The organism is Pseudomonas sp. microsymbiont 2 (genome assembly GCF_054788395.1).
Genome location: NZ_CM139112.1, coordinates 1,109,236 through 1,125,330, shown reverse-complemented (window position 1 = coordinate 1,125,330; position 16,095 = coordinate 1,109,236). Strand labels below are relative to the sequence as shown.

Sequence of the window (16,095 nt, the reverse complement as noted above, 5' to 3'; positions counted from 1 at the left end):
GCAGGCCGGCTCACGTATGGGCTTGCCCGAACATCAAAACCTACGCATATCCCTGTAGGAGCGGCCTTGTGTCGCGATAGGGCTGTGCAGCAGCCCCAGGATCTCAGCGACAAGGCAGACATTGCCGGGGCCGCGTTGCGGCCCTTTCGCGACACAAGGCCGCTCCTACAAAGAGCACGCACAGCGCGTTACCGGATCGACTTACCAGGTAACGCCAAACCCTGCGGTATAGCGAGTCTTGTCCAGGTCGCTGTCGCTTGTGCCCTTGATCAGGTCCTTCTCCGCCTTGAGGTTGAGCGAAGCCCACTCGGTCACCTTGTAGCGCAGCCCCATCTCGGCATCCAGCGAGTAGTCGGCCACGCCACCCAGCGGCTTGCCGAATTCGCCATTGGTGAAGAACTCCACCTTCTTGCCGATCAGGTAGCGGTTGTAATCCCACTTCACCGCGGCGGAATAGAAGTTGTCCTTGCCACCATCGCGGTATTCGAAATCGGTGCGGTTGATCAGCGATCCCAGCGAGAACGCGCCCAGCTCGTTGTCCCAGAACTGGTAGCCCGGACCGGTACCGACGGTACGCTGGCGGGCCAGGTCCTCGATCTGGTCGCGCTTGTACTCCAGACGCCCCTGCCAGAACCACTTGTCGGTGATGAAGCGGTCGAGGGCATACTCGGCGCTCCAGTTGTTGGTGGTGGTGACATCGTCCTTGGTCTCGCGGTTGTATTCGCCTTCGGCGTTGTGGCGCCAGCGACCGTGGCGGGCCGTGGTCTTGAAGCTGATGTCATAGTCGTCGCTGTCGGTCTCGGCACGCTTGTAGTCCATCGCCACATCGACGTTGCCCTTCCACAGCAAGTCCTCGACCACCGGCCGGGGCTTCATGATCTGTTCGATGCTGGCCAGTTCGACGGTCTTGGGCGCATCACCGTTGGCCAGCGTCACCTTGCCCGGCTCGGCGGCCTTGAGCGACTTGGCCTTCTCGCCGGAGTAAGCGTCCTGCTTGACCAGCAGCTCCTGGTCGCTCTCCAGTGTCTGCACCTGTTTCCAGTCCAAAGCGATCGAGCCGCCATAGGGCGTCTCCAGCAGCAGCTTGCCGCCGTCGAAGACCTTGATCTTGCCGCTCAGGCGGTCACCGTTCTTCATCCACACGGTGTCGGCAAGCACGGGGGTACAGAGAGACGCGGCGATGAGGCAAAGCAGGGTTCTAGAAGACATAAGCGCAATACGGGTTCGATTCGACGAAAAAGCCGGGCATTATCCAGATACCGACAACCTGAGCAAGGACAGACCCAAGACCATGCCGATGAGTTCCACTCGCATTTGCCCGGACCGCCTGTCCGATTTCATCCGCAGGCCAGGTACGCCGTGATGTCCATGCCACCGCCCTCCCCGCCGGAAGACGCCGAAGCCCGACGAATGGCGCTGTACTCGGTGCTCGGCCAAGTGCCATCCGGCAAGGTGGTCAGCTACGGCCAACTGGCCGACCTGGCGGGCCTTGGCCGCGCCGCTCGCTGGGTCGGCCGCACCCTCGGCCAGCTGCCGAGCGACACCCGCCTGCCCTGGCATCGGGTCATCGGTGCCGGTGGGCGCCTGAGCCTGGCCCTCGGCACGCCATCGGGCGACGAACAGCGCGCCCGGTTGCGCGCAGAAGGCGTGAATGTAGCCAATAATCGTGTGGATATGGCGCGCCATGGCTGGCGCCCGATGGAGCACAGCGGTTAGAGTGCGCGCTTTGTTTTCGCAAACCTTGAGGCAGATGTTGGCCCATGCCCCGTAAAACCTGGCGCGCTGCGCTCGCTGCCTATGCCAGCCCGTCAACTTTGGTGCTTTTGCTGCTCGGATTCGCCGCCGGCCTGCCCTACATGCTGGTGTTCTCGACGCTGTCGGTCTGGTTGCGCGAGGCGGGCGTGGCGCGCGAGACCATCGGCTACGCCAGCCTGATCGGCCTGGCCTATGCCTTCAAGTGGGTCTGGTCGCCGCTGCTCGACCAATGGCGCCTGCCGTTGCTCGGCGGCATGGGCCGTCGCCGCTCATGGCTGCTGCTGTCGCAGATGCTGGTGGTACTCGGGCTGATCGGCATGGGCTTTTGCGACCCGCAGAAGCATCTGTCGTGGCTGATCGCCCTGGCCGTGCTGGTGGCCTTCGCCTCGGCCACCCAGGACATCGCCGTCGATGCCTACCGCCTGGAGATCGCCGACGATCAGCGCCAGGCCGCGCTGGCCGCCAGCTACATGGCCGGCTATCGGGTCGCGGCCCTGCTCGCCACCGCCGGCGCGCTGTTCTTCGCCGAGTGGTTCGGTTCCACCGGTTTCAGCTACCTGCACGAAGCCTGGACCGGCACCTACGTGCTGTTCGGCGTGCTCATGCTGCCCGCGGTGTTCACCACCCTGGTGATGCGCGAACCGCCCGTGCCCCTGCGCACCCAGCTGTCGGCCGCCCGCTATGGACTGATGCACCAGTTGGCGTCGGTGTTCGTGCTGATCATCCTGCTGGTCTCGGTGCCAGCCAGCTTCACCCAGATGTTCAACACCGACTGGGCGAGCGTGGTGTTCGGTGACTCGACCATGCTCGACCTGCTGCTCGAGGACCGTGCCTTCCTGCGCCTGATCCTCTATGTACTGCTGACCTGGGCCTGCCTGTCGTCCCTGGGCCGGCGCGGCCTGGCGCCAGTGCTCACGCCGGTCAACGACTTCATCGCGCGCTACCGCTGGCAGGCGTTGCTGCTGCTCGGGCTGATCGCCACCTACCGCATGTCCGACACGGTGATGGGCGTGATGGCCAACGTGTTCTATATCGACATGGGTTTCACCAAGGACCAGATCGCCAGCGTCAGCAAGATCTTCGGCCTGATCATGACCCTGGTCGGCGCCGGTGCCGGTGGCCTGCTGATCGTGCGCTTCGGCATCCTGCCGATCCTGTTCATCGGCGGTGCGGCGTCGGCGGCCACCAACATCCTGTTCCTGATGCTGGCCGACATGGGGCCGAACCTGGAAATGCTGGTGGTGACCATTTCCCTGGACAACTTCAGTTCGGGCCTGGCTACGTCGGCCTTCGTCGCCTACCTGTCGAGCCTGACCAACCTGAAGTTCTCGGCCACCCAGTACGCGCTACTGAGCTCGATCATGCTGTTGCTGCCACGTTTGATCGGTGGCTATTCCGGGGTGATGGTGGAGAAGTTCGGTTACCACGACTTCTTCCTGGTCACCGCGTTGCTGGGCGTGCCGACGCTGATCCTGATCGCCCTGCACTGGCGGCAGGAAGTCGGGCGGGGAAAGCCGGTGCCGGTGGAGAGTCCGGCGGCTGAACAAAACTAGACCTTCACCGGCCTTATCGCGGGGCAAGCCCGCTCCTACGCAGTCAGTCATTCAGTCTGAAATACGTGGGAGCGGGCTTGCCTCGCGATGTTTCTACTGTGTCACAGCCCCTTCCCCCGAACGCCCGCCCACGACGAACCACAACGGCCACAGCGCCAGCGCGCCCGCCACGCCTGCGGCCAGGGCGAAGTGCATCAGGCTCGCGCCCGCGCCGAGCATCGCCAACACCGCGCCCCCCAGCCCCAGCAGGGCGATGGTGATCATGCCCAGCATCGCCGACACCAACCCCTTGCTCTGCTCGCTGGAAAACAGCGTCATGCGATACAGCACCGCGTTGGCCACGCCCAGCCCCAGGGCATACAGCGACATGCCGGCCACCACGCTGGTCACCGTCGGCCAGCACCAGGTCGCCAGGAGCATCAGGCTCAAGCCTGCCAGGTACGGCCATAGCGCGCCCCGGACCAGCGTCGGCAACGGATAGCGATCGGCGATGCGGTTGATGATCAGGTTGCCAAGGATCAGCCCGGCGAACACCGGCAACTGCCACAGCGCGTATGCCATCGTGCTCAGTCCCTCGTCGTGGATCAGCAGTACCGGCGACAGACCGATCCAGCCGATCAGCGGCAGCCCCACCAGCCCCAGCGCCGCGCTACCGGCGACGAAGCGCCGATTGCCCAGCAACTGGCCGTAGCCGGCGAGCAGCGGCAACAGGTGAATCGGCGTGAACGGCAGACGCGAACCATCGCGGCGCTCCACGCCAAGGGTTTCCGGCATCAATCGGTACAGCAGCAGCCAGCACAGCACCGCGCCCGCGGCGAAGGCCACGAACAGCCAGCGCCAGTCCAGCCACTGCAGCATCAGGGTACCCACCAGCGGACCGAGCAGCGGCGACAGCAGGGCGATGTTGGCCAGCAGCGCCATCATGCGCACGGCGTCGGCCTCGCTGAACGCTTCGTTGAGCGCCGGGTAGCTGACCGTGACCACGAAGCCCAGGCCGATGCCTTGCAACAGACGCAGCAGGTTGAACAGGCCGATGTCATGGACCCAGAAGGTCGCCAGGCAGGCCAGGCCAAAGAAGATGCAACCGCCCAGCAACAGCGGACGCCGACCATAACGGTCGGCCAGCGGGCCGATCAGCCATTGCAGGACCACCCCGCCCAGCAGGTACAGGTTCAGGGCATGGGGAATGTATTCGGGGCTGGCCCGCAGGTCACCGACCACCACCGGCATGGCCGGCATGACCGCGTCGCTGGCCAGGTAGGTCAGCAACTCGAACAGCGCCAGGGTCAGGCCGAACAGCAAGGCGCGCAACGGGGTGATATACAGCAGAGGTTTCATGGCGGACATCGGGTTGGTAGGCAGGATCAGGGTATATGCCAGATATGGCGGCCCCTGGCTGTGAACAAGTGTAAGGGTCTTGAAAAGCATCGCGGGGCAAGCTCGCCCCCACATGGCCAGTACCGGTCTTGTGGGAGCGGGCTTGCCCCGCGATGGGAAGCGACGCGGCGTTACTGAACCGCCGCCTCCTGCACCACGCGAATCACCCGCTGCGGGAACGGAATATCGATTCCCTCGGCCTTGAGCCGGTCACGGGCATGCTCGTTGAGCATGAACAGCACGTCCCAGTAGTCGGCGGTCTTGGTCCAGATGCGCAGCGACACGGTGATCGAGCTGTCGCCCAGGGTCGAGATCACCGCCTGTGGTGCCGGGTCTTGCAGCACGCGAGGGTCCTGCGCCAGCTCCAGCAGCACGTTGCGCGCCTTCTGCAGGTCGGCCTCGTAGTCCACGCCCACATCGAACACCACCTTGCGGGTCGGCTGGCGATTGGTGTTGGTGATGATGCCGTTGGACAGCGCGCCGTTGGGCATGATCACTGTCTTGTTGTCGCCGGTGCGCACCACGGTGTGGAAGATCTGGATGCTGTCCACGGTGCCTGCGACACCTTGCGCCTCGATCCAGTCGCCGATGCGGAACGGGCGGAACATCAGGATCAGCACGCCACCGGCGAAGTTCGCCAGGCTGCCCTGCAAGGCCAGGCCAATGGCCAGGCCGGCGGCACCGATGGCGGCGACGAACGAGGTGGTCTCGATGCCGATCATCGACGCCACGCTGACCATCAGCAGGACCTTCAGCACGATGTTGGCCAGGCTGCTGATGAAACCCTGCAGGGCCACGTCGGCACGCAGGCCGACCAGCTTGCCCAGGCGCGTGCTGAGCTTGTTGATGATCCACCAGCCGATGGCCAGTGTCAGCAGCGCCAGAACCAGGCGGCTGCCGTATTCCATGATCAAGGGAATCCAGGTTTGCGATTGGCGGACCAGCTGATCGACTTCAGCGTTCAAATCCATGTTTATCTCCTGATGCCGAACGGCAAGTACACAATGAAGCAGACCGCGACGAGTCGGCGGCCCGGGCCCCGATGGACATCACTGCGCCATCAAGGTTCCGGGCCGAGCCATGATCAGTCGCGGAAGTTGTTGAACTGCAGCGGCATGTCGAATTCCTTGGTGCGCAGCAAGGCGATGGCCTCCTGCAGGTCGTCGCGCTTCTTGCCGGTCACGCGCACCTGCTCGCCCTGGATGGCGGCCTGGACCTTGAGCTTGCCGTCCTTGATGGTGGCGACGATCTTCTTGGCCAGGTCCTTGTCGATGCCTTCGCGGAACTTGGCTTCCTGTTTCTTTTCCTTGCCGGAGGCGTAGGGGTCCTTGGTTTCCAGGCATTTGACGTCGATCTTGCGCTTGACCAGCGCCAGGCGCAGGATTTCCAGCATCGCCTCGAGCTGGAACTCCTCCTCGGCGGTCAGCAGCACGGTCTGCTCCTTGTCCTTGAACTCGAAGGTGCCCTTGCCCTTGAGGTCGTAACGGCGGTCGAGGTCCTTGATGGCGTTGTCGACGGCGTTCTGCACTTCGTGCTTGTCCAGTTCCGATACCACGTCGAACGAAGGCATGGATGATCTCCAGAAAAAAAAGCGCGCTCGGCCTGAAGATGGAGCGCGTCGGGTTTGATGGTTAAAATGCGGACTCATTATAACGGGTTGCGAAACGCAGATGAGCAGCACCTGGCATATTCTCGGCGCCGGCAGCCTCGGCAGCCTGTGGGCCTGCCGCCTGGCCCGCGCCGGCAAGGCGGTCCGCCTGATCCTGCGCGATCAACAGCGCCTGGCCGCCTATGAGCACGGCGGCGGGCTGACCCTGGTCGAACAGGACGGCGTCCACCACTACGCGATCCCTGCGGAGACTGCCGACGCCCCCGGCCCGATCCATCGCCTGCTGGTCGCCTGCAAGGCCTACGACGCCGCGCCCGCCGTGGCCCGGCTGGCCCCGCGGCTGGCCAACGGCGCCGAGCTGGTGCTATTGCAGAACGGCTTGGGCAGCCAGGACGAGGTCGCCGACCAGGCACCCCACGCCCGCTGCATCTTCGCCTCCAGCACCGAGGGCGCGTTCCGCGAAGCCGACTGGCAGGTACGCTTCGCCGGCCACGGTTTCAACTGGCTGGGCGACCCGGCCAATCCCAATGTCCCGTCCTGGTTCGAAGAACTGCACGCCGCCGGCATCCCGGCCCAGTGGGCGCTCGATATCCCCACCCGCCTGTGGCGCAAGCTGGCCCTCAACTGCGCGATCAACCCGCTCACCGTGCTGCACGACTGCCAGAACGGCGGCCTGCTCGGCCACCTGGCCGAGGTCGACCAGCTGTGCGACGAACTGGCCGGCCTGCTACGCCGTTGCGGCCAGCCCGAAGCTGCCAACGATCTGCACGAGGAAGTACAGCGGGTGATCCTCGCCACCGCGGCCAACTACTCTTCCATGTACCAGGACGTCCGCCAAGGCCGGCGCACCGAGGTCCATTACCTGCTCGGCCACGCCTGCCGCGTCGCTGCCCGGCATGGTGCCAGCGTGCCGCACCTGGAAAAGTTGCGCCGGCGCCTGGTGGCAAACCTCGAGGCGCGCGGCTTGCGCAGCGACTGACGCCCCTTATCCACAGGACAGGACACCTCTTCACCCATGACCCTGCGTCAACGCCTGGAAAACCTGCCGGTCGGGCAGAAACTGCTGGCGGCCCTGCTGGTGCTGCTGGTGACCATCCTGCTGGTGGCCAACCTGGCCTTCATCAGCGCCGCCTACTGGATCACCCAGGAAAGCATGGCGCCCCAGGCCCTGCAGACCATCGGCAAGCTGGTCTCCAACCCGCAGCTGTCCGCGCGCGCCGGCGACTCGGCAGAGAACGCCACGGCGCTGCTCAAGGAACTCGATAGCTACTCGCCGCTGCGCGCCGCCGCCATCTACGGCGGCGACGGGCAGATGCTGGCCCAGCTGCAGCATGGCGACCCGCTGACCCTGCCCAAGCGCTACCGCAACATCGACGGCTGGCGCCTGATGGAGTTTCGCAGCACCCAGCTGATCCGCCTGCCGCGCAACGCCGCCCCGCCCGCGCACCTGCTGCTGGTGGCCAGCAGCGAGCTGCCCACCGCGTTCTACACCGGCACGCTCTCCGCCAGCCTGGCCATCCTGGTGTTCAGCGTGCTGCTGTGGCTGGTCATCGCCCGGCAGATCAAGCGCCTGATCACCGTACCGATCAACCGCCTCCAGGAGCTGACACGCCAGGTCACCCGCGAGGAGAGCTACGCCCTGCGCGCCCAGCGCGGCAACGACGACGAGATCGGCGGCCTGGCCGACGCGTTCAACACCATGCTTTCGCGCATCGAGGCCCGCGAACAGCAGCTCAAGCGTACCCGCGACGAGTTCCAGAGCGCCTACGACCAGGCTCAGGGCCTGGCCGAGGAAACTCGCCACACCAACCGCAAGCTGGAACTGGAAGTCCAGGTGCGCAGCAAGATCGAGAAGAAGCTCACGGGCTTTCAGAACTACCTGAACAGCATCATCGACTCCATGCCCTCGGCGCTGATCGCCCTCGACGAACAGCTCTACGTCACCCAGTGGAACCACGAGGCCACGGTGCTTTCCGGCACGCCGCTGGACGAGGCGCTGAACCAGCCCATCTTCCTCGCCTTCGAACCGCTCAAGCCGTTCCTGCCGCAGCTCAAGGAGAGCGTGGAGAAACACCGGGTGGCCAAGATCGAGCGGGTCACCTGGCCCAAGGGCGAGGACCTGCGCCACTATGCCCTGACCTTCTACCCGCTGATGGGCGGTGGCGGACGCGGCGTGGTGATCCGCATCGACGACATCACCCAGCGCCTGTCGCTGGAAGAGATGATGGTGCAGTCGGAGAAGATGCTCTCGGTCGGCGGCCTGGCCGCCGGCATGGCGCACGAGATCAACAACCCGCTGGGCGCCATCCTGCACAACGTGCAGAACATCCGCCGACGCCTGTCGCCGGACCTGCCGCGCAACCAGGAGCAGGCCGTCGAACAGGGCATCGACCTGCAGAGCGTCAACCGCTACCTGGAAAGCCGCGAAGTGCCGCAGTTGCTCGATGGCATCCAGCAGGCCGGGGCACGGGCCGCCAAGATCGTCACCCACATGCTCAGTTTCAGCCGCCGCAGCAACCGCCAGCTGGTTCCGTGCGACCTGCCGGCGTTGATCGACCAGGCCGTGGAGATCGCCGGCAACGATTTCGACCTGGCCATCGGCTTCGACTTCAAGGGCCAGGCCATCGTCCGCCAGTTCGACCCGCAACTGGGACCGGTGCCCTGCACCGCCAACGAGCTGGAGCAGGTGCTGCTCAACTTGCTGAAGAACGCCGCCCAGGCCATCCACCAGCGCCCGCAACCGAGCGAACCGGGGCGCATCACCCTGCGTACCCGGCTGAACCCGCCCTGGGCGGAGATCCAGGTCGAGGACAACGGCGTGGGCATGCCCGAGGCCGTGCGCAAACGCACCTTCGAACCGTTCTTCACCACCAAGGAGATCGGCCAGGGCACCGGGCTTGGGCTGTCGGTGTCGTACTTCATCATCACCAACAACCACAAGGGGCAGATGGAAGTGCAGTCCACGCCCGGCCAGGGCACCTGCTTCACCCTACGCCTGCCCCTCGGCCAGCCGGCCACCACCAAGACGGAGACATGACATGGGCTATCGCCTGTCGAAGATCTACACCCGCACCGGCGACAAAGGCGAAACCGGCCTGGGCGACGGACGCCGGGTGCCCAAGGACCATCCGCGGATCGAGGCGATCGGCGAGGTGGACAGCCTCAACAGCCAGCTGGGCGTGCTGCTGGCCGGGCTGGCCGAGGCGGGTCTTGGCGAACTGATCGAGGTGCTGGCGCCTTGTCAGCACCGTTTGTTCGACCTCGGTGGGGAGCTGGCGATGCCCAGCTACCAGGCGTTGAACATTGCCGAGGTGGAGCGCCTGGAAGCGGCGATCGACCGCTGGAACGAAGAGCTGGGGCCGCTGAAGAATTTCATCCTGCCTGGCGGCTCGATGCTGGTGGCCCAGGCGCATGTTTGTCGCAGCGCGGCGCGGGCGGCGGAGCGGCGGTGCCAGCAGTTGAATGCGCTGGAACCACTGGAGGGGGTGGGGTTGGCCTACATCAACCGAGTGTCGGACCTGCTGTTCGTCGCGGCCCGGATCATTGGGCGGCGCCAGGGTGTGGACGAGGTATTGTGGCAGCCTGCGCCTAAACCTGAGGCCTGAGACTGCTGGGGCTGCTGCGCAGCCCATCGCGACACAAGGCCGCTCCTACAGGTATCGCGCAGACGTTGAATACTGCTCGATACCTGTAGGAGCGGCCTTGTGTCGCGATGGGCCGCAAAGCGGCCCCAACTACTCAGATCTCAGGCCAGAACGCCCGAATCCCCGCCACGCCCTGCGCCCCAACCTCCCAGGCCCGCTCCCGCTCACCAGGCCCGACCCCGCCCAGCAGGAACACCGGATGATTGATCCCGCCGATCAGCCGTTGCGCCTCATCCCATCCCAGCGGTACCGCCTCGGGATGAGTCTGGGTCGGCTGCACCGGCGACAGGGTGACGAAGTCCACCCCCATCTGCTCGGCCAGCGCCAGTTCCTCGGCGCTGTGGCAGGACGCCGCCAGCCAGCGCTCTTTCGGGAACGGCCGGCCCCTGGCGGCGTACTTGCGCAGCTGCGCGGCGGTCAGGTGCCATCCGGCCGACGGGAAGTCGCCCAGCCATTCCAGCGGCCCCTTGAGCATCAGTTGGGCCTTGCCCGCGCACAAGCCGACCGCATCCACCGCCACATCGCGGTACTTGGGGTCGTACATGTCCGGCGCGCGCAGCTGGATCAGCTTGATACCGCTGGCAACGGCCTTCTGGATGCCCTTGAGCAGCTCTGGCACTTCCAGCCCGTCCGGAGTGATCAGGTACTGGTCGGGCAGGCGCGCCGCGGCGACGATCGGCTTGTTGGCCTCGGGGAACTCATATTGGCCAAGGTCACGCGGTGCTACCCAGGCCAGGGGCTGCCCCTCGGCGCCATGGGGCTCGCCGGTAAAGGCGTGCACTTCACGCACATCCAGCAGCACCTGCTTGTCCGGATAGTCGTGGCTGACCTTGATCAACGGCCGCGATCCTGCGACCTCGATACCCAGCTCCTCGCGCAGCTCGCGGGCCAGCGCCGCCTCGACGCCCTCGCCCTCCTCCACCTTGCCGCCAGGGAATTCCCACAGGCCACCCTGGTGCTGGGTATCGGCACGGCGGGCGATCAGGATGCGACCGTCGGCGCCACGGATGACCGCTGCCACTACATGAATCCGTTTCACCCTTCACGCTCCGCCAGGCCAGCTTTTTGCCAGGCCTGGAAGGCCGGCCATTGGTAGATGGTCTCGATGTACGCGGCCGCTTCGGCCGGCACCGCGACACGGTAGGTGCGCAGGCGCACGGCCACGGGGGCGAAGAACGCATCGGCCAGGGTCGGACGGCCGAACAGGAACGGACCCTTGTCCTTGGCGACCACTCGGCATTCGTTCCACAAGGCAACGACACGGTCGATATCGACCTGCACGTCCAGTGGCACCTCATCCAGTGCCTGGTCGCGGGAAAGGTCGAACGGCATGTTGCCGCGCAGGGCGAAGAAGCCGCTGTGCATCTGCGCGCAGGCCGAGCGCGCCTGGGCACGGGCGGCGATGTCTTCAGGCCACAGGCGAGCCTGCGGGTGCTGTTCGTTGAGGTATTCGGCGATGGCCAGGGAGTCGGCGATCACGCCGTGCTCGGTCTTGAGCAGCGGCACCTTGCCGGTCGCCGAGAACGCGAGGATGCGCTGGCGGGTGTCGGGCTGGTTGAGTTTGATCAGGGTTTCTTCATAAGGGACGCCGGCCAGCTCGAGGGCCAGGGCGCCGCGTAGCGACCAGGAGGAATACAGCTTGTCGCCGATGATCAGGTGATAGCTCATGGTTCGGCTCCATGTTGCGGGTAATGTGCAGGAGTCGCGGGGCAAGCCCGCTCCCACGACAGTCGTGGGAGCGGGCTTGCCCCGCGATGGATCAGGTGCGGTATTCGGCGTTGATCTTCACGTACTCGTGGGACAGATCGGTGGTCCAGATGGTTTCGCTGCACTGGCCACGGCCCAGTTCGATGCGGATGGTGATCTCCTCCTGGGCCATCACCTTCGAGCCCTGCTCTTCGGTGTAGCTCGGGCTGCGACCGCCCTTGCTGGCGATGCAGACCTCGCCCAGGTAAACATCGATCAGGCTGACATCCAGTGCCGGCACACCTGCCCGGCCGACCGCGGCGAGAATCCGGCCCCAGTTGGGATCGGAGGCGAACAGCGCGGTCTTGATCAGCGGCGAGTGGGCCACGGCGTAGCCCACGTCCAGGCACTCCTGGTGGTTGCCGCCGCCGTTGACCTGCACGGTGACGAACTTGGTGGCGCCTTCGCCGTCGCGGACGATGGCCTGGGCCACCTCCATGCAGACTTCGAACACCGCCTTCTTCAGCGCCTCGAACAGCGCACCGCTGGCCTCGGTCACCTCCGGCACATCGGCCTGGCCGGTGGCGATCAGCATGCAGCAGTCGTTGGTCGAGGTGTCACCGTCGATGGTGATGCGGTTGAACGACTTGTTGGCACCGTCGAGGATCAGGTCCTTCAGCACGGCCGGCGCGACCTTGGCGTCGGTGGCGATGTAGCCGAGCATGGTGGCCATGTTCGGGCGGATCATGCCCGCGCCCTTGCTGATGCCGGTGACCGTGATGGTCTTGCCGTCGAACTGGAACTGACGGCTGGCGCCCTTGGGCAGGGTGTCGGTGGTCATGATGCCGGTGGCGGCTTCGGCCCAGTGGTTTTCCGACAGGTTGTCCAGGGCAGCCTGCAGCGCGCCTTCGATCTTCTCGACTGGCAGCGGCTCGCCGATAACGCCGGTGGAGAACGGCAGCACGGATTCAGCCGGCACGCCGGCCAGCTCGGCCAGCTTGGCGCAGGTGCGCTCGGCTGCGGCCAGGCCTGGCGCGCCAGTGCCGGCATTGGCGTTACCGGTGTTGGTCAGCAGGTAGCGCACGGTGCCCTGCACGCGCTGCTTGGCAAGAATGACAGGCGCCGCGCAGAAGGCGTTGAGGGTGAATACGCCGGCGACGCTGGAACCTTCGGCGCAGCGCATCACCACCACATCCTTGCGCCCAGGGCGCTTGATGCCCGCCGAGGCGATACCGAGTTCGAAACCGGGAACCGGGTGCAGGGTGGGCAGGGGACCAAGACCAACAGCCATTAGAGCGCTCCTATGGAAAACAAGGGATGTGACGACGTCGGACGATCTTAATGTCGGCCGGTTACCTGAGGGAAGAGCGGGGCCGCTTCGCAGCCCATCGCGACACAAGGCCGCTCCCACAGAGACTGCGCTGCTCTTCAGCCGAGCGCTGTACCTGTGGGAGCGGCCTTGTGTCGCGAAAGGGCCGCAACGCGGCCCCTCGGATGTCACGCAGGATCGATTACTCGATCTGACCGTGGCAATGCTTGAACTTCTTGCCCGAACCACACCAGCACGGCTCGTTGCGGCCCAGCTTCATGTCGTTGCGAACCGGTGCCGAGGCCACGGCGACTTCAGCGCCCTCCTCGGCCGCCTGCGCGCCTTCCAGGCCCGGCGCGGCGGCATGCTGGAACTGCATGCGGCTGGCCAGTTCCTCGGCCTCGCGGCGCAGGCGCGCTTCTTCCTCGACCGGATCTTCGCGACGCACCTGAACGTGCGACAGGACGCGGATGGTGTCGCGCTTGATCGAGTCCAGCAGTTCCTGGAACAGGGTGAACGACTCGCGCTTGTACTCCTGCTTCGGGTTCTTCTGCGCATAGCCACGCAGGTGAATACCGTGGCGCAGGTGATCCATGGTCGACAGGTGGTCTTTCCACAGATCGTCCAGCACGCGCAGCAGGATCTGCTTTTCGAAGGTACGCAGCGCGTCCTCGCCGGCCTGGTCCTCTTTCTCGTTGTAGGCGCTGGTGATCTCGCTCATCAGCTTCTCGCGCAGGGTCTCTTCGTAGAGCTTGTCGTCCTCGTCGAGCCACTGCTGGATCGGCAGCTTCATGGCGAAATCGCTGGCCAGCGAGGCCTCCAGGCCGGCCACGTCCCACTGCTCGGGCAGCGATTGCGGCGGGATGTGCTGGCTGATGGTGGCATCGAGCACTTCCTGGCGGAATTCACCGATGGTGTCGCCGATGTTGTCGGCGGCGAGCAGGCTGTTGCGCATGTGGTAGATCACCTTGCGCTGTTCGTTGGCCACGTCGTCGTATTCGAGCAGTTGCTTGCGGATGTCGAAGTTACGGCCTTCGACCTTGCGCTGCGCCTTCTCGATCGCGTTGGTCACCATGCGGTGCTCGATGGCCTCGCCGGACTGCATGCCGAGCGCCTTCATGAAGTTCTTCACCCGGTCGGAGGCGAAGATGCGCATCAGGCTGTCTTCCAGCGACAGGTAGAAGCGACTGGAACCGGCGTCGCCCTGACGGCCGGCACGGCCACGCAACTGGTTGTCGATACGACGCGATTCGTGGCGCTCGGAGGCGATCACGTGCAGGCCACCGGCCTCCAGTACCTGCTGGTGACGCTTCTGCCAGTCGGCCTTGATCTGGGCGATCTGTTCGGCGGTCGGGTTGTCCAGGGCGGCCACCTCGGCCTCCCAGTTGCCGCCCAGCAGGATGTCGGTACCACGACCGGCCATGTTGGTGGCGATGGTCAGGGCGCCTGGAGCACCTGCTTGCGCGATGATCTCGGCTTCCTTCTCGTGGTACTTGGCGTTCAGGACCTTGTGATCGATACCTTCCTTCTTGAGCAGGTTGGACATGTGCTCGGAGGTTTCGATAGTCGCGGTACCGACCAGGACGGGACGGCCCTGGGCCATGCTTTCCTTGATGTCGGCGATGATCGCGGCGTATTTCTCGTCGGCGGTCAGGTACACCAGGTCGTTGAAGTCCTTGCGGGCCAACGGCTTGTTCGGTGGGATGACCATCACGTTGAGGGCGTAGATCTGGGCGAACTCGAACGCCTCGGTGTCGGCGGTACCGGTCATGCCGGACAGCTTGGTGTAGAGACGGAAGTAGTTCTGGAAGGTGGTCGAGGCCAGGGTCTGGCTCTCGGCCTGGATATTCAGGTTTTCCTTCGCTTCGATGGCCTGGTGCAGGCCTTCGGACAGGCGGCGGCCCGGCATGGTACGACCGGTGTGCTCGTCGATCAGCAGGATCTGCCCTTCCTGGACGATGTACTCGACGTTGCGGTGGAACAACTTGTGCGCGCGCAGGCCTGCATAGACGTGGGTCAGCAGGCTCAGGTTATGCGCCGAGTACAGGCTCTCGCCTTCGGCCAGCAGGCCGGACTGGGTGAGCATGTCCTCGATGAACTGGTGGCCGGCCTCGTTCAGTTCGACCTGACGGCTCTTCTCGTCGATGGTGTAGTGGCCTTCCTGAGTGACCTGGCCTTCGACTTCCTCGATGTGCTGGGTCAGGCGCGGGATCAGGCGGTTGATCTCGATGTACAGCTTGGAGCTGTCCTCGGCCTGGCCGGAGATGATCAGCGGGGTACGCGCTTCGTCGATGAGGATCGAGTCGACTTCGTCGATCACCGCGAAGTTCAGCTCGCGCTGGAACTTCTCGTCCTGGCTGAACGCCATGTTGTCGCGCAGGTAGTCGAAACCGAATTCGTTGTTGGTGCCGTAGGTGATGTCGGCGGCATAGGCGGCGCGCTTTTCTTCCGGCGGCTGGAACGCCGAGACGATGCCGACGTTGAGGCCGAGGAATTCGTACAGCGGACGCATCCAGTTGGCGTCGCGGCGGGCCAGGTAGTCGTTGACCGTGACCACGTGCACGCCCTTGCCGGACAGCGCGTTGAGGTACACGGCCAGGGTACCGACCAAGGTCTTGCCTTCACCGGTGCGCATTTCTGCGATCATGCCCTCGTGCAGGGTCATGCCGCCGATCAGCTGGACATCGAAGTGGCGCATGCCCATCACGCGCTTGCCGGCCTCACGGGCCACGGCGAAGGCTTCGGGCAACAGCTGGTCGAGGGTTTCGCCTTTGGCCAGGCGCTCCTTGAACTCTGCGGTCTTGCCCCGCAGCTGCTCGTCGGAGAGGGCCACCATCTTCTCTTCGAAGGCATTGACGGTGCTCACCGTCTTGAGCATGCGCTTGATTTCACGCTCGTTCTTGCTTCCAAAAAGTTTTTTTAACAAAGGCGCAAACATATCGGCAGGATCTTCCACACGTAGGGATGGAGGGCGGCCCCATGAGTCGCCCGTGCAGCCCTGAGGCCGCATGCGAACGAGCATTCTACCCGGAAACGAGAGTGAGGAAAGTGGTGGATTTCCACGATGCTGGCACAGCGTTTTTCAGGGGCCTGACTAACATAGGGGCTTTTCGCGCAAGTTCAAGGTGCGCGAGGATGAAACGTATCGAGAATGACTTGCAT

13 protein-coding genes are annotated in these 16,095 nt (G+C 64.9%); 5 read left to right on the top strand and 8 right to left on the bottom strand.

Features of this window, described 5'->3' with window-relative positions; translation table 11 throughout:
* Window positions 1-201: 201 nt before the first annotated feature.
* Window positions 202-1,209: a DUF481 domain-containing protein gene (locus ACYUME_RS05140; RefSeq protein ID WP_279887189.1), complete on the bottom strand. Its 1,008-nt coding sequence runs from the start codon at window positions 1,207-1,209 to the stop codon at window positions 202-204.
* Between the two features lie 153 nt (window positions 1,210-1,362).
* Here ACYUME_RS05140 and ACYUME_RS05135 point away from each other — a divergent pair, with 153 nt between their 5' ends.
* Both ACYUME_RS05135 and ACYUME_RS05130 read left to right on the top strand, forming a co-directional pair.
* The gene (locus tag ACYUME_RS05135) at window positions 1,363-1,716 is read left to right on the top strand and encodes an MGMT family protein (protein WP_279887188.1); all 354 of its coding nucleotides are present in this window, start codon (window positions 1,363-1,365) and stop codon (window positions 1,714-1,716) included.
* A 44-nt stretch (window positions 1,717-1,760) separates the two neighbouring features.
* Complete coding sequence (locus ACYUME_RS05130) at window positions 1,761-3,308, top strand: AmpG family muropeptide MFS transporter (protein WP_279887187.1); 1,548 nt, start codon at window positions 1,761-1,763, stop codon at window positions 3,306-3,308.
* A 93-nt stretch (window positions 3,309-3,401) separates the two neighbouring features.
* Here the strand turns inward: ACYUME_RS05130 and ACYUME_RS05125 are convergent, their stop codons facing one another.
* From ACYUME_RS05125 to ACYUME_RS05115, 3 genes are all read right to left on the bottom strand, one after another.
* Window positions 3,402-4,646, bottom strand: a complete 1,245-nt coding sequence (locus ACYUME_RS05125) for an MFS transporter (protein ID WP_279887186.1) — start codon at window positions 4,644-4,646, stop codon at window positions 3,402-3,404.
* Between the two features lie 170 nt (window positions 4,647-4,816).
* A complete protein-coding gene (locus tag ACYUME_RS05120) occupies window positions 4,817-5,656 on the bottom strand; it encodes a mechanosensitive ion channel family protein (protein ID WP_279887185.1) in 840 nt (279 codons plus the stop codon).
* 113 nt (window positions 5,657-5,769) lie between these two features.
* Window positions 5,770-6,255, bottom strand: coding sequence for a YajQ family cyclic di-GMP-binding protein (locus ACYUME_RS05115; RefSeq protein WP_011535522.1), 486 nt, complete (start codon window positions 6,253-6,255; stop codon window positions 5,770-5,772).
* 100 nt (window positions 6,256-6,355) lie between these two features.
* On the opposite strand from ACYUME_RS05115, the gene ACYUME_RS05110 reads away from it, so the two are divergent.
* Genes ACYUME_RS05110 through ACYUME_RS05100 form a run of 3 tightly spaced genes read left to right on the top strand, consistent with a single transcriptional unit; the run spans window position 6,356 to window position 9,899 of the window.
* Window positions 6,356-7,273 (top strand): putative 2-dehydropantoate 2-reductase, encoded by a 918-nt coding sequence (locus ACYUME_RS05110; protein ID WP_460418232.1) that lies wholly within the window; start codon window positions 6,356-6,358, stop codon window positions 7,271-7,273.
* A 36-nt stretch (window positions 7,274-7,309) separates the two neighbouring features.
* Window positions 7,310-9,331 carry a sensor histidine kinase gene (locus ACYUME_RS05105; RefSeq protein WP_279887183.1) on the top strand — a complete coding sequence of 674 codons (2,022 nt, stop codon included), beginning with the start codon at window positions 7,310-7,312 and terminating at the stop codon, window positions 9,329-9,331.
* Between the two features lies 1 nt (window position 9,332).
* Window positions 9,333-9,899, top strand: coding sequence for a cob(I)yrinic acid a,c-diamide adenosyltransferase (locus ACYUME_RS05100; protein ID WP_186594287.1), 567 nt, complete (start codon window positions 9,333-9,335; stop codon window positions 9,897-9,899).
* A 133-nt stretch (window positions 9,900-10,032) separates the two neighbouring features.
* Here ACYUME_RS05100 and ACYUME_RS05095 read toward each other — a convergent pair whose 3' ends face one another.
* From ACYUME_RS05095 to secA, 4 genes are all read right to left on the bottom strand, one after another.
* Window positions 10,033-10,977: a Nudix family hydrolase gene (locus ACYUME_RS05095; protein ID WP_279887181.1), complete on the bottom strand. Its 945-nt coding sequence runs from the start codon at window positions 10,975-10,977 to the stop codon at window positions 10,033-10,035.
* A complete protein-coding gene (locus ACYUME_RS05090) occupies window positions 10,974-11,606 on the bottom strand; it encodes a glutathione S-transferase family protein (RefSeq protein ID WP_279887180.1) in 633 nt (210 codons plus the stop codon). Before ACYUME_RS05090 ends, ACYUME_RS05095 begins: the two co-directional genes overlap by 4 nt.
* Before the next feature lie 91 nt (window positions 11,607-11,697).
* Entirely contained in the window at window positions 11,698-12,915 is a 1,218-nt protein-coding gene (gene argJ, locus ACYUME_RS05085; protein ID WP_279887179.1) for a bifunctional glutamate N-acetyltransferase/amino-acid acetyltransferase ArgJ, read from the bottom strand.
* A 220-nt stretch (window positions 12,916-13,135) separates the two neighbouring features.
* Window positions 13,136-15,871 (bottom strand): preprotein translocase subunit SecA, encoded by a 2,736-nt coding sequence (secA, locus tag ACYUME_RS05080; RefSeq protein WP_279887178.1) that lies wholly within the window; start codon window positions 15,869-15,871, stop codon window positions 13,136-13,138.
* Window positions 15,872-16,095 lie beyond the last annotated feature (224 nt).